15 protein-coding genes are annotated in these 18,768 nt (G+C 63.8%); 5 read left to right on the forward strand and 10 right to left on the reverse strand.

Annotated elements, in window-relative coordinates; translation table 11 throughout:
* Positions 1-5: 5 nt before the first annotated feature.
* The 3 genes from LPB260_RS06730 to LPB260_RS06740 all read right to left on the reverse strand — a co-directional run bounded on the left by LPB260_RS06730 (position 6) and on the right by LPB260_RS06740 (position 3,959).
* A complete protein-coding gene (locus LPB260_RS06730; RefSeq protein ID WP_208707926.1) occupies positions 6-1,703 on the reverse strand; it encodes a diguanylate cyclase in 1,698 nt (565 codons plus the stop codon).
* A gap of 19 nt (positions 1,704-1,722) precedes the next feature.
* The gene (locus tag LPB260_RS06735) at positions 1,723-3,507 is read right to left on the reverse strand and encodes a GspE/PulE family protein (protein ID WP_208707927.1); all 1,785 of its coding nucleotides are present in this window, start codon (positions 3,505-3,507) and stop codon (positions 1,723-1,725) included.
* Between the two features lie 116 nt (positions 3,508-3,623).
* Positions 3,624-3,959, reverse strand: coding sequence for a hypothetical protein (locus tag LPB260_RS06740; protein WP_256625535.1), 336 nt, complete (start codon positions 3,957-3,959; stop codon positions 3,624-3,626).
* A gap of 127 nt (positions 3,960-4,086) precedes the next feature.
* On the opposite strand from LPB260_RS06740, the gene LPB260_RS06745 reads away from it, so the two are divergent.
* Positions 4,087-4,554, forward strand: coding sequence for an Lrp/AsnC family transcriptional regulator (locus LPB260_RS06745; RefSeq protein ID WP_208707928.1), 468 nt, complete (start codon positions 4,087-4,089; stop codon positions 4,552-4,554).
* A gap of 70 nt (positions 4,555-4,624) precedes the next feature.
* Here the strand turns inward: LPB260_RS06745 and LPB260_RS06750 are convergent, their stop codons facing one another.
* Entirely contained in the window at positions 4,625-5,989 is a 1,365-nt protein-coding gene (locus LPB260_RS06750; RefSeq protein ID WP_208707929.1) for an inorganic triphosphatase, read from the reverse strand.
* 113 nt (positions 5,990-6,102) lie between these two features.
* Between LPB260_RS06750 and LPB260_RS06755 the strand changes: the two genes are divergently transcribed.
* The 4 genes from LPB260_RS06755 to argA all read left to right on the forward strand — a co-directional run bounded on the left by LPB260_RS06755 (position 6,103) and on the right by argA (position 10,755).
* Positions 6,103-6,780 (forward strand): TIGR00153 family protein, encoded by a 678-nt coding sequence (locus LPB260_RS06755; RefSeq protein WP_208707930.1) that lies wholly within the window; start codon positions 6,103-6,105, stop codon positions 6,778-6,780.
* A 38-nt stretch (positions 6,781-6,818) separates the two neighbouring features.
* Entirely contained in the window at positions 6,819-8,087 is a 1,269-nt protein-coding gene (locus LPB260_RS06760) for an inorganic phosphate transporter (protein ID WP_208707931.1), read from the forward strand.
* A gap of 69 nt (positions 8,088-8,156) precedes the next feature.
* Positions 8,157-9,308: an acetylornithine deacetylase gene (argE, locus tag LPB260_RS06765; protein WP_208707932.1), complete on the forward strand. Its 1,152-nt coding sequence runs from the start codon at positions 8,157-8,159 to the stop codon at positions 9,306-9,308.
* A gap of 148 nt (positions 9,309-9,456) precedes the next feature.
* A complete protein-coding gene (gene argA, locus LPB260_RS06770; RefSeq protein WP_208707933.1) occupies positions 9,457-10,755 on the forward strand; it encodes an amino-acid N-acetyltransferase in 1,299 nt (432 codons plus the stop codon).
* 28 nt (positions 10,756-10,783) lie between these two features.
* On the opposite strand, the gene LPB260_RS06775 is transcribed toward argA, so the two are convergent.
* Genes LPB260_RS06775 through tssI form a run of 6 tightly spaced genes read right to left on the reverse strand, consistent with a single transcriptional unit; the run spans position 10,784 to position 18,721 of the window.
* Positions 10,784-11,743 carry a hypothetical protein gene (locus LPB260_RS06775; RefSeq protein ID WP_208707934.1) on the reverse strand — a complete coding sequence of 320 codons (960 nt, stop codon included), beginning with the start codon at positions 11,741-11,743 and terminating at the stop codon, positions 10,784-10,786.
* On the reverse strand, positions 11,734-12,186 hold the full coding sequence (locus LPB260_RS06780) for a hypothetical protein (protein ID WP_208707935.1): 453 nt from the start codon (positions 12,184-12,186) through the stop codon (positions 11,734-11,736). Before LPB260_RS06780 ends, LPB260_RS06775 begins: the two co-directional genes overlap by 10 nt.
* Entirely contained in the window at positions 12,158-13,066 is a 909-nt protein-coding gene (locus LPB260_RS06785) for a hypothetical protein (protein ID WP_256625536.1), read from the reverse strand. Before LPB260_RS06785 ends, LPB260_RS06780 begins: the two co-directional genes overlap by 29 nt.
* On the reverse strand, positions 13,063-13,410 hold the full coding sequence (locus tag LPB260_RS06790) for a hypothetical protein (protein ID WP_208707936.1): 348 nt from the start codon (positions 13,408-13,410) through the stop codon (positions 13,063-13,065). Before LPB260_RS06790 ends, LPB260_RS06785 begins: the two co-directional genes overlap by 4 nt.
* A complete protein-coding gene (locus tag LPB260_RS06795) occupies positions 13,407-16,619 on the reverse strand; it encodes a hypothetical protein (RefSeq protein WP_208707937.1) in 3,213 nt (1,070 codons plus the stop codon). The genes LPB260_RS06790 and LPB260_RS06795 overlap by 4 nt, the downstream gene beginning before the upstream one ends.
* Positions 16,616-18,721 carry a type VI secretion system tip protein TssI/VgrG gene (gene tssI, locus LPB260_RS06800; RefSeq protein WP_208710108.1) on the reverse strand — a complete coding sequence of 702 codons (2,106 nt, stop codon included), beginning with the start codon at positions 18,719-18,721 and terminating at the stop codon, positions 16,616-16,618. Before tssI ends, LPB260_RS06795 begins: the two co-directional genes overlap by 4 nt.
* Positions 18,722-18,768 lie beyond the last annotated feature (47 nt).

Raw genomic sequence — 18,768 nt, forward strand, 5'->3', positions numbered from 1 at the left:
GGCGTTCAGCTGTAGCTCGCCTGGGGGCCGCAAACCCGGTTACGGCCGTCCTGTTTGGCCTGGTACAAACGCTCATCCGCGGTGTTGATCAGCTGTTCCAGGTGGGGCTGCTGCTCGCGGCTGACCACGCCGAAGCTGGCGCTCGGGGTCAAGGGCGCATCGCGGCCATGCAGGCTCAGGCTGGCGATGGCCTGGCGCAGTCGCTCGGCCAGCACCAGGGCCTCGTCGAGGCTGGTATTGGGCAGCAGCAGCAGGAATTCCTCACCGCCCCAGCGCGCCAGCAGGTCGCCGGTGCGGCATTGCTGGGTGAGCAGGCGGGCGGTGGCGATCAGGCAACTGTCGCCCGTGTCGTGACCATGGCGGTCATTGATGTCCTTGAAGTGATCCAGGTCGAACATGATCAGCGCCAGCGGCTGCGCATGACGCCGCGTCGTGCTCCACAGGGCATTGCCCTGTTCGAGAAAGGCGCGGCGGTTGAGCAAGCCGGTCAGCGGGTCGGTGCGCGCCAGGGATTCGGCCTGACGCCGGGCGTGCTGGTGCTGGCGCATCTGGTAGGCCAGGGCCAGGGCCAGCAGGGTGGCTTCCAGGGCAATGCCGATATCCACGGCGCGGTAGGTCAGCTCGGTGAAGGGCAGCAGGCCCCATACGCTGAGATCGGTCAGGGCGGTCCCGAGCATGCCGCACAGGGTCGCCGCGAGGAAGTAACGGGCGGCTAGCCGACCGCGGCGCAGGCTGATGACGCCCAGAACCACCATCAGCAGGGTGTAGATCAGCACGCTGGCGAAGGCCAGCCAGAGGGCCGTGGCGTGCCAGTCGAAGGCGATGCAGGGCAACAGCAGTAGCACGCTGGCCGTGGCGCCACGACTGACGGCGCGGGCCAGACGCGGCGCATGGGCATCCAGGTCGAGGAAATGACGGGCGAAGTGCAGGCCGAGCCAGGCGACGGCGCTCATCAGGGCCGGGTTGGCGTAGCGTTTGAGCAGCAGAGAGTCCGGCCACAGCCAGGTCCCGGCATGGCCGGTGTAGGACAGGTTGAGCAGGATGAAGGCGGCGAGGTAGAGCGAGTAGTTGAGGTTGTTGCGATCCTTCAGGCCGGCATAGAGCATCAGGTTGTAGGCCATAAGCGCCAGCATGAAACCGTACAGGGCGCCGTAACCGTATTGCGTGCTGGTGCGCGCGTGCTCGAGGGCGCTGTCGCTCAGCAGGCGCACGGGAAGGATCAAGGGGTCCGCGCTGTAGGCCTGCACGTAGAGTTCCGAGCGCCCCGGCGGCAGCTCCAGCGTCAGCAGGTAGTCCATGCCGGGGGTGGCCTGCAGCCCCTGCAGTTGCCCGTCCCCGGCGTGCGTCTGATGCAGCACGCGGCCGTCACTCAGCAGGTGAACATCCAGCTGGTCGATCCAGGCCTTGCCCAGTTGCAGGGTGCGCCGCAGCGGCTGATCGGACGGATTGATCAGCGGCAGGTACAGCCAGTGGGCGGCTGCGCCGATGCCCAGGCGCGGCACGGCGTGCGGCGAAGGTTGGAAGGCGCCGGCCTGGCGGGCGCGGATGGCGGCCTCGAGGCCGATGGGCTCGGGCGTGCTGAGCAGGCTGAGGTGCCGGCCGAGGGGCTGCGTCTGCTCGGCGACTTCGAGCCAGGCCAGGGCCTGGGCTGGTAGACACAGCAGCCAGGCCAGGCAGAACAGCCGGAGCAGGTGTGCGCTCATGGGGCGCTCCGCCTGCTCATCAGCGCTGCTCGCTCTGCGGGGTGACGCGCAGCACTTCCTCGATGGTGGTCAGCCCCGCGGCGATCTTCTGCGCGCCGGACAGCCTCAGGCTGCGCATGCCTTCCTTGAAGGCCTGGCGGCGCAGGGCGATGAGATCGGTGTCGGCGGTGATCAGCGGCTTGATCGAGTCGCCGAGGAGCATGATCTCGTAGACCCCGGCGCGACCGCGGTAGCCGGTGTCGCGGCATTCCAGGCAGCCCACGGCCTGGTGCGCGCCGCTCGGCATGGGGGTTTTCCACGGTTTGGTCAGGCTCAGCCAGTCGCTCTCGTCCAGGTCGTGCGGCGCCTTGCAGTGCGGGCACAAGGTGCGCACCAGGCGCTGGGCCATGACCCCGAGCAGGGTGGCCTTGAGCAGGTAGTGCGGCACGCCGAGTTCGAGCAGGCGGGTGATGGCGCTGGGGGCGTCGTTGGTGTGCAGGGTGGAGAGCACCAGGTGGCCGGTGAGCGCCGCCTGGATCGCCATCTCGGCGGTCTCCAGGTCGCGGATCTCGCCGATCATGATGATGTCCGGGTCCTGGCGCATCAGCGCGCGTACGCCGCTGGCGAAGGTCAGGTCGATGTTGTGCTGCACCTGCATCTGGTTGAACGCGCCCTCGATCATCTCGATCGGGTCTTCGATGGTGCAGACGTTGACCTCGTCGGTGGCCAGCTGCTTGAGCGTGGTGTACAGGGTGGTGGTCTTGCCCGAGCCGGTCGGCCCGGTGACCAGGATGATGCCGTTGGGCTGGCTGGTCATGCTCTGCCAGCGCTTCAGGTCATCGGCGGAGAAGCCCAGCTGGTCGAAGCCCTTGAGCAGCACCTCGGGATCGAAGATGCGCATCACCATCTTCTCGCCGAAGGCGGTGGGCAGGGTGGACAGGCGCAGCTCGACCTCGCCGCCTTCCGGGGTCTTGGTCTTGACCCGGCCGTCCTGGGGCTTGCGCTTCTCGGCGACGTTCATCCGCCCCAGGCTCTTCAGGCGGCTGACCACCGCCATGGTCACCTGGGGCGGAAATTGGTAGACGGTGTGCAGCACGCCGTCGATGCGAAAACGCACGCTGCCCTGCTCGCGGCGCGGCTCGATGTGGATGTCACTGGCGCGCTGCTGGAAGGCGTATTGGAACAGCCAGTCGGTGATGTTGATGATGTGCGCGTCGTTGGCGTCAGGCTCCTGGTCCTGGGCGCCGAGGCTCAGCAGCTGCTCGAAGTTGCCGCTGCCGCTGATCTTCTGGTCCACCGCGGTGGCGCCGCTGACCGACTTGGCCAGGCGGTAGAACTCCACGGTGAAGCGCTGGATGTCCGCCGGGTTGGCCACCACCCGCTTGATCGGGCGCTTGAGCACATGGGTCAGGTTGGCTTCCCAGCTGTGTACCAGGGGCTGGGCGCTGGCGATGGTGACCTGCTCGCTGTCCACCGCCACGGCGAGGATCTTGTGGCGCTGGGCGAAGGCGTAGGACATCAGCGGGGTGACGGCGGCGACATCGATCTTCAGCGGGTCGATGCGCAGGTAGGGCTGGCCGGCGAATTCCGCCAGCCAGACCGTGAGGCTTTCCAGGTCGAGCTTCTTGCCCGGTCGCTTGAGGTCGTCGAGCTGCTGCGCGGCGAGGAACTCCAGGGGATGCTGCTGGTTCTTCACCGCGCTGCGGCGGATCGCCAGGCACTGCTCGGCGCTGTCCTGATCGACCCGGCCCTGGCCGACCAGCTCACGCAACAGGTCGTTGAGTTCGAGCACCCGGTCTTGGGTGGTGGGGGCAAAGGCGGACATGCGGGCTCCTCGGTAGCGCGGCCTGGGGTCAAGCATAGCCAGGGGGGGCGTCTTCCGTGGCTAGCGCTAGGATGCCCGAAAAACCCGGCTGGAGCGAAGTGCTGCGACGTGACCCATTACCCAGTGCGAGCGGCCCCCGGCGCCAGGCTGTGATCCAGGCGTCGCCAGTCGACCTGCCAGACGCAGACCAGGCCGCGCAGCTTGTTCGCCAGCACCCCGGCGCGGTGCAGCGACAGGCCCGGCAGCCGTAGCTGAACATGCAGGTCGCCGTCCTGCTGGTGTGCCTGCAGGTGCTGGGGCAGCAGTTGCAACTGGGCGAACAGGCCGAGCAGGCGGCACAGCACGTCGGCGTCGGCCTCGGTGCGCAGCCGGTATTCGATGCTGTGCTCGGGGCGCTCCTGCCAGGGATCGCGGCGATTGCAGGGGGTGGGCAAGGGCGTGGTGTCGGGCATGGCGGTATCTCGGGGTGACTTTTTTCCAGTTTCGTCCTTTCAGGGGCGAAAGTTCTGCCTGGTTATCTGTCATGCGGGCAGGTTTGTGGGTAGTCTTGCCGGATATTGTCGATTTCGAGGAAAATTTATGTCCGTTGTCCTGGATGCCTACGATCGGCGCATTCTCGCCCTGCTGCAGGAAGATGCCGGGCTTTCCACCGCGGAGATCGCCGAACGCGTCGGGTTGTCGCAATCGCCCTGCTGGCGGCGCATTCAACGGCTCAAGGAGGAAGGGGTGATCCGCCGCCAGGTGACCCTGCTCGAGCGCAAGAAGGTCGGCCTCAACGCCCAGGTGTTCGCCCAGATCAAGCTCAACGCCCACGGCCGCTCCAACCTCACCGAGTTCGCCGCGGCCATGGAGGAGTTTCCCGAGGTGCTGGAGTGTCACGTGCTGATGGGCTCGATGGACTTCATGCTGCGCATCGTCACCCGCGACATCGAGGCCTACGAGCGCTTCTTCTTCGAGAAGCTGTCACTGTTGCCGGGGATCCAGGAGGTCAACTCCATCGTCGCCCTGTCGGAGATCAAGTCCACCACCAGCCTGCCCCTGGGCTAGGGCAGCAGAGGGGGCGGCGCCCCCCCTTGGCGAGAGGGCGCCGGCGTGCGCCTGGGCGCAGCGTGCGGGGCTACCTGACCAGCGCTTTCCAGGCCTTCAGGCTTTGCAGGATCTGCGCCTGGCTGGCGCGCAGCTGGCGCTGCTCCTCGTCCAGCGGCTGCAGGGCCAGCAGGTGGTACTTGTTCAACTCGCCGTACAGGCGGTCGACCTCCGGCACCTCCAGCAGGTCCCTGGCCAGACGCAGCCAGACGAGCAGGCGCTCGATGCGCGGCAGCTGCTCGCCGAGGTCTTCCGGCTGCTGCTGGTAGCGCTTGAGCTGCAGCGCGGCGCCTTCCTCGGCGACCAGTGTCGGCAGCCAGTTGCCCAGCGGGGCGGCGCCCTGACGGTTGCCGCGGTTGTTGCGCTCGGCGGTCCAGCTGCGTGCCAGCAGCCAGCGCGAGGCGTGCAGGGAAAACTGGCCCCAGCGGGTGTCGTCCAGCTCGGCGGCGAATTGTCCCGGCGCGTTCTGCCGCACGGTCTCGTCGTGCTGGCCGGCCAGCAGCCGCGGGCGCCAGTCATTCAGCAGGGCGTCGAGACGCTGGCGCAGCTCGCTGCTGCTGGCTCGCGGCGCCGCCTGACCAAGGCTGCCGAGCAGCGCGCGCAAGTCGACCAGCTGCTCCAGCCAGTCCACCAGCAGGCGCCAGTGGCCGTTGAAGCGGTATTGTTCGGCCAGGCGCTGGCTGCTGCCCAGCAGGTGCCAGGCCAGGGCGGCGAAGCCATCGTCCAGGCTGGTTTCTGCCGTCAGTTGCGGTGCCGGCAGGCTGAGGGCGTAGCTGCCGGCATCGAACAGCCGGTAGCCGCGCTCGGCCTTGCTGATGTCGCACGGCATCAAGGGCAGGTCGGCCGCCAGCTCGGCGGCCAGCTCCAGCAGCGCGCCGGGCTCGCCCTGGCGCAGCTCCAGTTCCAGTTCGCAGATTTCCTCCTGCTGGTCGCCGGCGACCACCTGGCCGAGGTCCAGCGCCGCCTCGATCACCACCTTGGCCTTGCCGCGGCCCCAGGCGATCTCGGCGCGCTGGCGGACGAAGTCGGTGGTGAACAGCGGCTTGAGCTGTTGCTTGTCGAGTTCGGCCAGGCTTGCCGGCCAGCAGCTGTCGTCGAGCTTCTTCAGGTCCAGCTTGGCCTTGCCCAGGGACCAGTCCCACTCGTTGCGCTCGGACAGCCCGGCGACGCTCTGGCCACGGGTCTTCAGGGTCTGGATGAACTGCTCGCCATCGCGGCGCAGGCGCAGCGCGACCTTGGCCTGGGCCAGCGCGCGCTCGGGGGTGTCGAAGTACTGGTTGAACAGCTCGCACTGCTCCCAGCCGCTCTTGTTACGCTTCTTCAGCAACGGGTGCTCGCGCAGGGCGGTCAGGGTGTCGCGGCTGACCCGCAGTTTGATTTCGGTTTCTTTGACCATGGTGGGAAACTTAAGCGCCTACTATGAAATTGTGACGGTGCGATGACGTGCGATGGCGGGCACCGGGAACGATCCGTATACTTGCCGCCTTTGGAAAAACCAGGGTTCACCCTATGCCAGTCAATCCCTTTGTCAGCCTGTTTGGTCGTTCGCCGATCGGACCGATGCAGCAGCACATTGCCAAGGCCCACGAGTGTGCGGCGAATCTCGTACCCTTTTTCGAGGCCGTGATGGCCGAAGACTGGGCCAAGGTAGAGCAAGTGCAACAGGACATGTCGCGCCTGGAGCACGAAGCCGACAAGCTCAAGAAAAGCGTGCGCCTGCACCTGCCCAAGAGCCTGTTCCTGCCCGTACCGCGCTCGGATCTGCTCGAGCTGCTGAGTGTACAGGACAAAGTCGCCAACCGCGCCAAGGACATCGCCGGGCTCGTGCTGGGCCGCGAGATGATGATTCCTCAGGCTCTGCAGCCGATCATGCGCAGCTACGTGCAGCGCACCGTGGACGCCAGCGCCCAGGCGCTGAAGGCCATGAACGAGCTGGACGAGCTGCTGGAAACCGGCTTCGCCGGTCGTGAAGCGGTGTTGGTGGAAACCTTGATCGAGGAGCTGGGTGTCATCGAACAGGACACCGACAACCTGCAGATCGACGTGCGCCGCCAACTGTTCAAGCTGGAGAAGGAGCTTCCGCCGGTCGATGTGATGTTTCTCTATCAGATCATCGACTGGATCGGCGATGTAGCCGACCGTGCCCAACGAGTGGGCAACCGACTGGAACAACTGCTGGCGCGCTAAGCGCCAGTGTCCTTTCTGGGATCAACGGAATCTAAATTATGTCTCTGATTGCGGACTACGGCCTCGTACTCCTGTTGCTGGCCTGCCTGTTCGGCTTCTTCATGGCCTGGGGCGTGGGCGCCAACGATGTCGCCAACGCCATGGGCACTTCGGTCGGCTCCCGGGCGCTGACCATCAAGCAGGCGATTCTCATCGCCATGGTCTTCGAGTTCTGCGGCGCCTACCTGGCCGGTGGCCAGGTCACCGAAACCATCAAGAGCGGCATCGTCGACGCATCGATAATCAGCCCCGAGCTGATGGTGCTGGGCATGATGTCGGCGCTGCTGGCGGCCGGTACCTGGCTGCTGGTGGCCTCGACCCGCGGCTGGCCGGTCTCGACCACCCACTCCATCGTCGGCGCGGTGATCGGCTTCGCCGCCTTCGGCGTGTCCATGGATGCGGTGCACTGGAGCAAGGTCGGGCCGATCGTCGCCAGTTGGGTGGTCTCCCCGGTACTGTCCGGCGTGGTGGCCTTCGGCGTGTTCGTCAGCGTGCAGAAGCTGATCATCGACACCGACAAGCCCTTCCTCAACGCCAAGCGCTATGTGCCGGTGTACATGTTCCTCACCGGTTTCATGGTGTCGATCATGACCGTGACCAAGGGCCTCAAGCACATCGGCCTGAACCTGTCCGCCAGCGAGGGCTTCTTCCTGTCGCTGGCCGTCGGCGCCGCGGTGATGCTGCTCGGCATCGCCCTGCTCAGCCGGATCAAGATCGACATCGAGGCCGACAAGGGCTTCCATTACGCCAGCGTGGAGAAGGTCTTCGCCGTGCTGATGATCTTCACCGCCTGCTCCATGGCCTTCGCCCACGGCTCCAACGACGTGGCCAACGCGGTCGGCCCGCTGGCGGCCATCGTCGGGGTGATCCAGTCCGGCGGCGAAGCGGTCGGTGCCAAGGCAGCCCTGCCGAGCTGGGTGCTGCTGCTCGGCGCCATCGGTATCGTCATCGGCCTGGCCACCTACGGCTACAAGGTGATCGCCACCATCGGCAAGGAAATCACCGAGCTGACCCCGAGCCGCGGCTTCGCCGCCGAGCTGGCCACCGCCACCACCGTGGTTGGCGCCTCGGCCATCGGCCTGCCGGTGTCCACCACCCACACCCTGGTCGGTGCGGTGCTGGGCGTCGGTATCGCCCGCGGCATCGGCGCGTTGAACCTGGGCGTGATCGGCAAGATCTTCATGTCCTGGATCATCACCCTGCCGGTCGGCGCGGCCTTGTCGATCCTGTTCTTCCTGACCCTGCGCGCCATCTTCGGCGGCGTCTGATCCGACTCGGCGGTTTCATCTGTGCTGGCGATGGTCCTATGATGGGAGCATCGCCAGCGGAGACCGTCGATGACCCTGCCTTCCTTCAAAGAGCAATTCGCCGCGCTGATCGCCGCGCCCTCGGTGAGCTGCACCCAGGCGCAGTGGGACCAGTCCAATCGCCCGGTGATCGAGTTGCTGTCCAGCTGGCTCACCGATCTCGGCTTCGCCTGCGAAGTGCAGGAGGTCGAGCCCGGCAAGTTCAACCTGCTGGCCAGCTACGGCAGCGGCGCGGGTGGCCTGGTGCTGGCCGGGCACAGCGACACCGTGCCCTTCGACGCCGAGCTGTGGCAGACCGACCCGCTCAAACTGACGGAAGCCGATGGCCGCTGGTTCGGCCTCGGCAGCTGCGACATGAAGGGTTTCTTCGCCCTGATCATCGAGGCCGTGCAGCCCCTGCTGACCCAGCGCTTCCAGCAGCCGCTGCTGATTCTCGCCACCTGCGACGAGGAAAGCTCGATGTCCGGCGCCCGCGCCCTGGCCGAGGCCGGCCGGCCGCTGGGCCGCGCCGCGGTGATCGGCGAGCCGACCGGCCTGCGGCCGATCCGCCTGCACAAGGGCATCATGATGGAGCGCATCGACATCCTCGGACAAAGCGGCCACTCCTCCGACCCTAGCCTCGGCCACAGCGCCCTGGAGGCGATGCACGGGGTGATGGGCGAACTCATGCAGCTGCGCCGCGACTGGCAGCGCCAGTACTGCAACCCACAGTTCAGCGTGCCGCAGCCGACCCTCAACCTTGGCTGCATCCACGGCGGCGACAACCCCAACCGCATCTGCGGCCAGTGCTCCCTGGAGTTCGACCTGCGGCCGCTGCCGGGCATGCAGCCGGAGGCGTTGCGTGCGGCGATTCGGCAGAAGCTGCAGCCGCTGGCCGAGCAGCATCAGGTGAAGATCGATTTCGCGCCGCTGTTCCCCAGCGTGCCACCCTTCGAGCAGGCCGCCGATGCCGAACTGGTGCGCCTGGCCGAGCAGTTGACCGGCCATCCGGCGACGGCGGTGGCGTTCGCCACCGAAGCGCCTTATCTTCAACAGCTCGGCTGCCAGACCCTGGTGCTCGGCCCGGGAGACATCGACTGCGCCCACCAGCCCAACGAATACCTGGAGATGTCACGCATCGAGCCGAGCGTGCGTCTGCTGCGTGAACTGATCCAACACTACTGCCTGAGCCCGGCCCCTTGAGCCCGGCCCCGACCCTTGCCAGCGGAAGGAGAGAACGCGTGATGCTGCCCCAACTGCGACGATAAAGCGGGTGCCGCCGGCTGCTTCACCGGGCGCGTGCCGCGCTCCGTTCATGCGTTCCTTTCACGGCTTACAGGTTTCCTCAGCAATGCACGACTACGTCAACTGGCTCCGCCACGCCTCGCCCTATATCAACGCCCACCGCGACTGCACCTTCGTGGTGATGCTGCCGGGCGATGGCGTTGCCCATCCGAACTTCGGCAATATCGTCCACGACCTGGTGCTGTTGCACAGCCTCGGCGTGCGCCTGGTGCTGGTGCACGGCTCGCGACCACAGATCGAGGCGCGCCTGGCCGCGCGCGGCCTGACCCCGCACTTTCACCGCGATCTACGGGTCACCGACGGGGCCACCCTGGAGTGTGTGATCGACGCTGTCGGCCAGCTGCGCATCGCCATCGAGGCGCGCCTGTCGATGGACATGGCCGCCTCGCCCATGCATGGCGCCAGGCTGCGGGTGGCCAGTGGCAATTTCGTCACCGCCCGTCCCATCGGCGTGGTCGATGGCATCGACTACCACCACACTGGCGAGGTGCGCCGCATCGACCGCAAGGGCATCGGCCGCCTGCTCGACGAGCGCAGCATCGTGCTGCTGTCCTCGCTCGGCTATTCGCCGACCGGGGAGATCTTCAACGTGGCCTGCGAGGATGTCGCCACCCGCGCCGCCATCGACCTGGGCGCCGACAAGCTGCTGCTGTTCAGCCCCGAGCGCGGCCTTCTCGACGAACAGGGCAAGCTGGTGCGTGAACTGCGCCCGCAGCAGGTGCCGGCCTACCTGGCGCGCCTGGGCAACAGCTACCAGGCCGAGCTGCTCGATGCCGCCGCCCAGGCCTGCCGCGGCGGGGTCAAGCGCGCGCACATCGTCGGCTATGCCGACGACGGCTCGCTGCTCACCGAGCTTTTCACCCGCGACGGCGGCGGCACCCTGGTCGACCAGGAACAGTTCGAATCGCTGCGCGAGGCGACCATCGAGGACGTCGGCGGGCTGATCGAGCTGATCAGCCCGCTGGAAGAGCAGGGCATCCTGGTGCGCCGCTCGCGCGAGGTGCTGGAGCGGGAGATCGAGCAGTTCAGCATCGTCGAGCGCGACGGCATGATCATCGCCTGCGCGGCGCTGTACCAGATCGCCGACTCGGATTTCGGCGAACTGGCCTGCCTGGCGGTCAACCCGTCCTACCGCCACGGCGGCCGCGGCGACGAACTGCTCGAGCGCATCGAGGAACGCGCCCGCAGCCAGGGCATCAAGACCCTGTTCGTCCTCACCACCCGCACCGCCCACTGGTTCCGCGAACGCGGCTTCGTCCCCAGCAGCGTCGACCGCCTGCCGGCGGCGCGCGCCTCGCTCTACAACTTCCAGCGCAACTCGCAGGTGTTCGAGAAGGCGTTGTAGTCGGGCGGGGCCGCTAAAGCTCCGGCCTCTATACGTCCAGCCCGCGCTCGCGTTCAAGATCGATCAGCCGGGTGGTGGGGCCGTCGGGTTGCAGGCGCTCGGTGACGATCTGCGGCCAGCGGTTGCGCGAGCGGCGCTTGGCGACGTTGTAGGTGAACTCCTGAATCCAGTTCATCGGGTAGAAGAGCAGGTCTCCGAGGAACAAGGCGACATCGATCCCGCTGAGGTAGTTCTTGCTGCCTGCCGCCGCTTTCTTCTCCGCTATGGTCTTGCGCGAGTGCACCAGGAAACCCGTGGGTTTCGTATGGGCCGCCAGCTGGCTTTTGACAAAGGCATCCGACTCACTGTGGTTGCCGTCCTTGTCGAACCAGGGGCCGTTGTTCATATAGGCGCGGATGTATTCCCAGAAGCCTTTCTGCATGGCCAGCGACTTGCCCATGGGCGCGCCGAGGCTGACCATCAGAGCGTTGTCCGGCTCGCCGAGACGGCGCACGAGTAGCTCCAGGGACGCGTTGTTCATGCCGGCGGTGTAAGGGCCGACGATCTGAAACTCGCAGGCGACGGCTTGGATGCCGTCCCAGGGGCTGTGGTAGAGCTCGCCGTTATGGTCGAAATAGACCTCGCGGGTGCGGCGGTTAAAGAGGATAGGTAGTGGGAGGGGGCGGCTGATTTCCCAAACAAAGGGAATCACAAAGGCAGGGACGCAGAACCAGAGTGAGAAAGGTACAAGGCTCCATTTTCCGGAAAACAACGCTAAAACTAGTATGCAGAAAAAGAGCATGGCCCCTCCAATTCCGCCAAGTAAGCCTGTTGCCATGCCTCTATCACTATCGCCGCCTGCCTGTAATGTCAGGTAATGCTCGGTGTGTTCATCGGTGATAAACAGCTCCAGGGGCTGTTCGCCCGTGGCCTGGCTGGCCGTCAACACTACGCTAGGTACTTGGCCGTATCTTTCCCGCGCCTGCTGGATAAGGTCTCTTAGAGCCATGCGATGTCCTCGATGTCGACTGGGGGCAGGGTAAGGCCTTCCAGGGGTGAGTAACTTAGTTTGCCGCTGATTTTATTGAGATCGCGTCCGTCGCGGTCCTGATGGTAGACGCGCCTGTAGGTGGCGACGCCGGGTTCGGTGCTGACCCGGGTGCCCGCATGGCGGTCGAAGTCCTTGCCGGTCCATTCCACCGGCTTGCGCAGGCTGCCGAAACCGAACAGACCGCCCCAAATTTCTTCGCCCTTGAAGTGGAGCATATCGTCGGTCAGGGCGGCTTGGCCGGGCAGGCGCAGGATCAGGTAGGTGATTTCCTGTATGCCACGGTAGGGGTTCAGCTCATTCAGCCGGTAGGCGTCGAAATAAACGGGGAACAGGTCCTTGTGCAGCTTGCCGGGACACGATTGACTTTCATGTTCAGCCCCGGTGGATATTGTCGTAGTCATCGCCCTTGGGTGTGGCGTGGATGCCTTTGGCTTCCTGCTGGCGGTAATAGGTTTCGATGCTTAGGTTATGGTCGATCTTGGACTGAAGGATGCAGGGCTGCTCTTGCCAGTTGTAATCGCGGTTACGCTTTATCATCTCTGCACGGCCACGGCGCTCCCAGGCCCGATAAGGCATATCGCGCCAGCAGCGCGGGTCGCGTTTGCTCTGGCGGTCGTGTTCCGCGGTGGTGGGGTCGAGGTGGCGGAACTGTTCGAGTATGGGCAGTTCCGGTAAGGGTTGAGTTACGTCCATATAGCGTTGCAGGGTATCCCAGAACGCCAGGGCCTCTTCCAGACTCATGCCCAGGGATTGAATTTTGGCGCCGAGAAACACCTCGACCGAGGTATAGCGGTGGTGCAGCCAGATGGCGAAACCGCTGTTGCCGTGGGGGCCGGGGCGAAACTCCAGGGTGGCGTCGAACTCATAGAACGGCGCGCTGAAAGGCTTCTGAAAGCGCCGGCCAATAGTGAGCATACCGGTCTGGCGATTAAAGCCGCTGCCGTCATGGGCAAATACACGCAGGTAGAGGTCTTGTAAGTAGTCCCAGCCGATCAGGCCCATAAAGACGCTAAAGGCCATGAAGAAACATAACCAGAGACTAGTTGCATCTTCTAATTGTGGGAAATTAAGCAGCGATGCTAATAGAGCCACGACAAACCCTGCACAGGTCTGCGCCAAGTAGTTTTTATAGCGCGGCTTGTCCCGCCCCCAAATATACCAATGACTTAATCCAATCATTATGAATGCAAACAAGCCGAGCGAACTGAGTAAAACTGCTGGAGTTGTAGTGCCGCTCTGCGCTGTCATATTCTGAAGTTGCGGTGAGAATGCACCAGTCATGGCCCCCCCCATATGGCCCACGGGGCATATAAAATTGATGTCCATTTTAGGTACGGAAATAAAATCATCCATTTGCTGGCGCTATCAAAGTTCCAGCGCTTTTGATTGATATAAAGATCGTCTTCCTTTTTTTCGTCTAGATAGTCACGCATGCCGGACTGCAACTGGGCATCTACATTCTGCCACGGCTCCAGATTGGCGTAATGCCCCCAGAGCAACTGGGTGCGGGTTGGGCCAGTACGATTGGCATCCTGCGACCATTTATGCGGCGGCTGGGCGGGGATGGCATTGCTGCGATAAGCCGAAGCGGCATAGGCCGCTTCTGGAGTTATGGGGGCATTCATACTTTGGCAAAGTCCCTTTGGGTGATCAGCCAATAGGCTACGTCATCGGCGTCGTCGCGGTCTCTGGGTGTACTCGCAGCAAGCGGTTGCCAGTTGCGCGGTTTTGGTTGGGGCAAGGTGATGCGGTTATAACCGGGAAAGGGGTCGTCCGCACGGCACATTGCTTCGCCCAACTGGAACTGGCCGTAGACCTTGAGGCTGAATTCAATCGCCTGCCGGTAGCGCAACGGATCGCTTTCCGTGGGCACGGCGTAATGCGCGGGCAATACAAAGAGCAAGCGGTTGCCGTCCAGCACAACCGCCCCGAGTTTTTGCTTGGAAATGGGCTGATAACGATAGGACCAGCCAGAGGCATGGCTGCGGGTACGCAGTACTTCCCTCGCGAACAGGTTGAAGTCGACGCCATTGCGGAACTGACCGAGCAACGGGGTGCGCAGTTCCACCACCCAGTCTTTCGGCCTCAGGTATATGCGTGCTTCGTTCTGTGCATCTTGCAAGCGGGCATTGTCTGCCGCGCTGGCTTTTTCCTGCCAATGCTGCAAGCGCTCGATATGCACGCGGGGCTCACCCAGTGCGCCGAGCAGCTGTTGGTAGGCCAGCAGCGGATCGGTCATCTGTGGCAGGCGCTGCTTGGTGCCGAAGGGGCCGTGCTTGATGGCCTGTTCTACCGCGCTATCGGCCAGTAACACGCTGCCAATAACCCCGGCCACCAGCAAGCCGACCCCCAGCCCGAGCAACCAGGGGCTGGCCAGCAGGCCAATGGTATAGAGTGCCCAGATACCCGAGCCGCTGGCAGCGATCATATTGGCCATGGCGACATCGTCGTCGCCGTCACATAGAGCGCGCCCGGCGTCCCAGACAAACAAACCAGCGGTAAAAACGCCCATCGCGATAAATGAGCCGACACTCGACACATTGAGCCATGTGCTACCGGTGCGCTTTAGCAGGTTGTCTGCCCAGAAGCCGGATGTCTGGAAACGCCCCCGTTCCCAGAACACATGCCAGGGGTTTCCGGTCCTTTTTGCATCGGTTAGCAATTTAAGTGCAACGTTATTGGCAGCCAGGCCAAGATCAGCTAAGCCGCTCAAGAAGCCTCCCAAATAGCGGTAATCTTCCTTGTTTTTCAGTAGTGTCCTCGCTTCAACAGTATTGGCATACAAACTAAACCCCGCACACACGGTTGCCAGTACGGGTATCGACTTGCTGTTGGCGAGGGCCTTGGCCGTATCCAGGTGACCAGCCATGGCACGCCATTGTTTGTAGTCGGCGACCAGCGGATCGTTAGCCTCCGCAGCCACCACCATGACCTGCCCCAGGTCTTTCCGGGCAAAGCCCAAACGCTCCGCTAGCTTGTCGCTGCTGGTCGTCTGCACCTTGCCATTTTTCGCTTCTAGGTTGGCGTAGAGGTAATTGTCGCGTGTCAACGTGGCGCGTTCGGCCGCGGTGATGCCGAAACTGAAGCCGTCGCCGTGCACGCCCAGTACCACCATATTCTTGGCCAGGGCCTCGCCTTGAGGCATCAGTTTCAGCCTCTTGGCCCGGCTGTGCAGGTGGCTCAGCACATCGAAGGTCGGGGCGAAGCTGCGGTGCAGTTGTACCTGAGTAACGCTGCTGCTCGCACTGATGCGCTTGACCGCCAGCGCACTGGCCGTGGCGACATGGTTGAGCAACTCGTCGAGGGCTGCTGCCAAGTTCTGGCCGATATAGGCGTTGTTGAGAAAGCTCAGGGCACTCAGGCCTAAACGCTCAGGGTTGACGGCCATACCGCTGGCCGCAAGGGCCTGTAGGCGTTTGGCAGTTTCTGGCAGCTCACCCTGGGTATTGGCCAATAAACCTTTGGTTAGCGCATGGGTAGCTTTGATCAGCTGACGGCTGAGTTTCTCCACGTTAGCACTGACCTTCATATCCTGGGCTTCAATGCAGCGCGGGTCGCAGCCCTTGGGCGAGCGGTTGAGCACCTCCAGCAACTCGCTCAGCTGGGCATAGGGTTCCAGCAGACGTTCATCGTGGCTGTGGAGAAAGTCGTTCCACACTGCAGGCAGTCGTTCGACCACCTTGAGCACACGCTCCTGCTGACGATAGAGCTGCCCACGGGCTTGCTCGCGCTCAGCATGCAAGGTGGCTTTTTTAAGCGCGGCAATATCGATGTGCTCTTTGAACTCTTGCAGCGGACCGTTTACAGGCATGGCCTCGCTGTAAAGCACCTCGGCATAACGGCCGAAGGGCTGATGCGGAACCAAGGCGTTGAGGGTCTGCAACAGCTCAGCACATAACCGCGACTGAGCGACAGCATGGCGCAGGGCGAAAATGGGGTCATCGAGCATCACGCCAACCAGTTGCGGATGACCGCGCAACTGGTACTCCGCCAGCAAGTCTTTGCTGGGCGGCAGTACGGGCAATGGGTCGGGTGGCGTGGTCCGAATAAAACCTGCCAGTTCTTTCTGTCGCTGTTCAAGTTGTTTAACCAACGAGGTAGCTGGCAGCTCAGTGAGACCTGCATTGAATAGCAGAGGGTCTTCAAGCAGGGTTTCAAGATGCAACTCACGGGCACACATACCTTTGCTAATACGTGTGATCTGAATAATTGGCATCGCTTGAGTGGCTTTCCATTGCTCAGGACCTACAACAGCAGCAGCCCAAGCAGGTGCGATGTTCTGGCAACGTTGCTTGATCCGTCCGGAGCTGGCTTCTAGCCACTCGATGTACTCCCAAGTCCAGGGCAACTCGCTGTAGGCCATGGCAAGCTGGTCACCAACAAAACGCCCTTGTAACAACATGGGCACAAGAATCAGATGCTGCTTAGCCCCAACAGGCTTACGCTCATCCGCCTTGCCGCCGCTCTGTGCCGTTTTGCGCCAGTGCGCAACATCAACCTCAAACAGCTGGCCCTGACCATCACTTTCCAACTCGCGCCATAGCTTGCCCTGCCGGAAGATATATAGGCGACCTGGGCGCAGCAGTCCGCCTTTTGGGGCCTCATCGTATTTCTCATAACCCGGCAGCCGCGCCATGGGCACAACGGCGAGAAAGGTGTTCTGCTGAACCTCCGGCTCTTCTTCGTGACTGCGCATATCTGATTCAACGGGGATCTTCAGCGTGCCGCCATCGCTGCGCTCGATATTCAGAGCTAATCGAGCACGGCGCGTATTTTCGTACTCCGCACGTTTTCGCGTGCCCTGCTTGATGGGCTGATCTTTTAGCTCGCTCATGCATCACCTTCCGGGTCGAGCAGTTGTACTTGGCCACCCATGCCGGGGTCGCCCCAGACATCGACAATCAGTTGTTGTGCCCCTTGCTCGCCCAGGTTCGCCAGCGGCAACAGCGGATTGACGTTGGCCTTGCCGGTCTTTTCCCCGGTCGGTGCGGTATCGGCGGGCTTGGGAGTGATCGGTAATATCGGCGCTGCCCCCGAGCCACTGCCCGGCCCGCCGCCGGAGTTGATCTTGATCACCGGGCCGACCAGGGTGAGGCCGCCGGCATCCAGCTTGATAAAGCTGCCGGCGGCCTTGAGGGTCAGGTCGCTGCCGGCTTCGAGCACCACTTTCTGCCCGCTGGATAAATGAATCTCGCTACCGGCGTTGATAAATTGGCCGGTGCCGATCTTGATGTGCTGGTTGTTGCCGACGCTGAGGTGGTCGTTGGCCTTGATCTCGCTCTTGCGGTCGGCGTGGGTGGTGCGGTGCTCTTCGGCCTTGAACTCGCTGTAGCTGTTGGCCTCGACCGTGTCGTGGCGCTCAGAGCCGATGCGGATCTTCTGGTCGTGCTCGATGTTCTCGTCCCAGTCGCGCTGGGCATGGATATAGATCTGTTCCTGGCCCTTGCGGTCCTCGATGCGCAGTTCGTTGTAGCCGCCTCCGCCGGGACTGCTCAGGGTCTTGAATACAGTGCGGGTCTTGTTCGCCGGCAGGTCGTAGGGCACCACGTGTTCCTTGTGGTACAGGCAGCCGGTCACCAGCGGCTGGTCGGGGTCGCCTTCGAGGAAGGTGATCAGCACCTCCATGCCGATGCGCGGGATGGCGATGCCGCCGTAGCGGTCGCCGGCCCAGTTGCTGGACACGCGCAGCCAGCAGCTGGTCTTGTCGTCCGCTTGGCCGTGGCGGTCCCAGAAGAATTGCACCTTGACCCGGCCGTATTCGTCGCAGTGGATCTCTTCGCCCGCCGGGCCGGTGACCACGGCGCTCTGGCTGCCGAGGATGCGCGGCTTGGGGTGGCGCACGCGCGGGCGGTAGGGCACGGTCCAGGGCGTGGCGCTGAAGCGGTTGCGGTAGCCCTGCTGAAGGCAGCCCCGCTGGAAACCGTCGGCCTTATCGGTGTGGCTGGTCACGGCCTCTTCCAGCACCTGCGGCTGCTTGCCCTCGTGGTGCACTTCGGTGAGTAGCCAGAGGTCGTTCCAGCTGGGCCGTGGGTGGTCGGTGAAGGCCAGGAAGTGGCCGCTGACCAGCAGGCTCTGATCGCTCTCGCCCTCAGCCAGTTCGAAGTCGTGGCGGTGGCGTTCCAGGGCGCGCTGGCTGAGGTGCTTGCCGCGCTCACGTTCGACGAAGCGGCCGGGGTAGTCGTAGTCCTCGAGGTCGGGTACGAACGCACTCTTGGCGCCGGCCTCGAGCAGCAGCTTGGGCTTCTCGAAGTCGTAGTCGCGGCGCGTCACTCGATTCGTGCGGGTTTCCACGCGCACGCCGAAACGCTTGATCACCGGTTCGTCGGCCACCAGGCCGCTGTCCTGCTGGTAGGCGGTGGGGGCCAGTTTGGGGAAGGGCGTCTGGTCGTCGCCGAAGACCAGTACATGCCCGTCTGTGCTGTGCTGGAAGTGGTAGTGGATACCTTCTTCCTCGCACAGGCGCTGGACGAAGTGCAGGTCGGACTCGTCGTACTGCACGCAGTACTCGCGCTCGGGGTACACCGAGCCGAGTTGGAAGTGGTAGGCATTGGCCTGGATGCCGTGTTCCTCGAGCACCTGGCCGATGATCTTCACAACGGAAAGGTGCTGGAAGATGCGCTGGTTGATGCGATGGGCCAGGTAGGCCAGTTGCGGGCGCAGGCTGAGGTGGTAGCGGGTCAGGCGCTTGCCGGACTCGCCCTGGGCGATACGGTAGATCTGCCCGTGGATGCCGTTACCGGCTGGCGACAGGGCGAGGAAGGCCGGGCCATGCAGCAGGGCTTCCAGGTCGAGGTCGGGGCGTTCGCTGACCAGTTCCACCTCGAACTCGAAGGGCTGGTTGAGCGCCTCGCGGCCGCTGAACGCGAGGACCTGGAAATCGTGGGCCACGCCCGCGATCTCCAGGCTGAAATGGGTCTGGTTGGCCTGGGCGAACATCCGTTGTTCCTCTTCCATCGTTCCATGAGCCGCGTCAGTGCGCGCAG

The organism is Pseudomonas sp. LPB0260 (assembly GCF_013388395.1).

What these genes read in the sequence shown, in the direction of transcription:
- LPB260_RS06730 (WP_208707926.1), bottom strand. Translation starts at nt 1,703, where the DNA reads ATGAGCGCACACCTGCTCCGGCTGTTCTGCCTGGCCTGGCTGCTGTGT.
- LPB260_RS06735 (WP_208707927.1), bottom strand. Translation starts at nt 3,507, where the DNA reads ATGTCCGCCTTTGCCCCCACCACCCAAGACCGGGTGCTCGAACTCAAC.
- LPB260_RS06740 (WP_256625535.1), bottom strand. Translation starts at nt 3,959, where the DNA reads ATGCCCGACACCACGCCCTTGCCCACCCCCTGCAATCGCCGCGATCCC.
- LPB260_RS06745 (WP_208707928.1), top strand. Translation starts at nt 4,087, where the DNA reads ATGTCCGTTGTCCTGGATGCCTACGATCGGCGCATTCTCGCCCTGCTG.
- LPB260_RS06750 (WP_208707929.1), bottom strand. Translation starts at nt 5,989, where the DNA reads ATGGTCAAAGAAACCGAAATCAAACTGCGGGTCAGCCGCGACACCCTG.
- LPB260_RS06755 (WP_208707930.1), top strand. Translation starts at nt 6,103, where the DNA reads ATGCCAGTCAATCCCTTTGTCAGCCTGTTTGGTCGTTCGCCGATCGGA.
- LPB260_RS06760 (WP_208707931.1), top strand. Translation starts at nt 6,819, where the DNA reads ATGTCTCTGATTGCGGACTACGGCCTCGTACTCCTGTTGCTGGCCTGC.
- argE (WP_208707932.1), top strand. Translation starts at nt 8,157, where the DNA reads ATGACCCTGCCTTCCTTCAAAGAGCAATTCGCCGCGCTGATCGCCGCG.
- argA (WP_208707933.1), top strand. Translation starts at nt 9,457, where the DNA reads ATGCACGACTACGTCAACTGGCTCCGCCACGCCTCGCCCTATATCAAC.
- LPB260_RS06775 (WP_208707934.1), bottom strand. Translation starts at nt 11,743, where the DNA reads ATGGCTCTAAGAGACCTTATCCAGCAGGCGCGGGAAAGATACGGCCAA.
- LPB260_RS06780 (WP_208707935.1), bottom strand. Translation starts at nt 12,186, where the DNA reads ATGACTACGACAATATCCACCGGGGCTGAACATGAAAGTCAATCGTGT.
- LPB260_RS06785 (WP_256625536.1), bottom strand. Translation starts at nt 13,066, where the DNA reads ATGACTGGTGCATTCTCACCGCAACTTCAGAATATGACAGCGCAGAGC.
- LPB260_RS06790 (WP_208707936.1), bottom strand. Translation starts at nt 13,410, where the DNA reads ATGAATGCCCCCATAACTCCAGAAGCGGCCTATGCCGCTTCGGCTTAT.
- LPB260_RS06795 (WP_208707937.1), bottom strand. Translation starts at nt 16,619, where the DNA reads ATGAGCGAGCTAAAAGATCAGCCCATCAAGCAGGGCACGCGAAAACGT.
- tssI (WP_208710108.1), bottom strand. Translation starts at nt 18,721, where the DNA reads ATGTTCGCCCAGGCCAACCAGACCCATTTCAGCCTGGAGATCGCGGGC.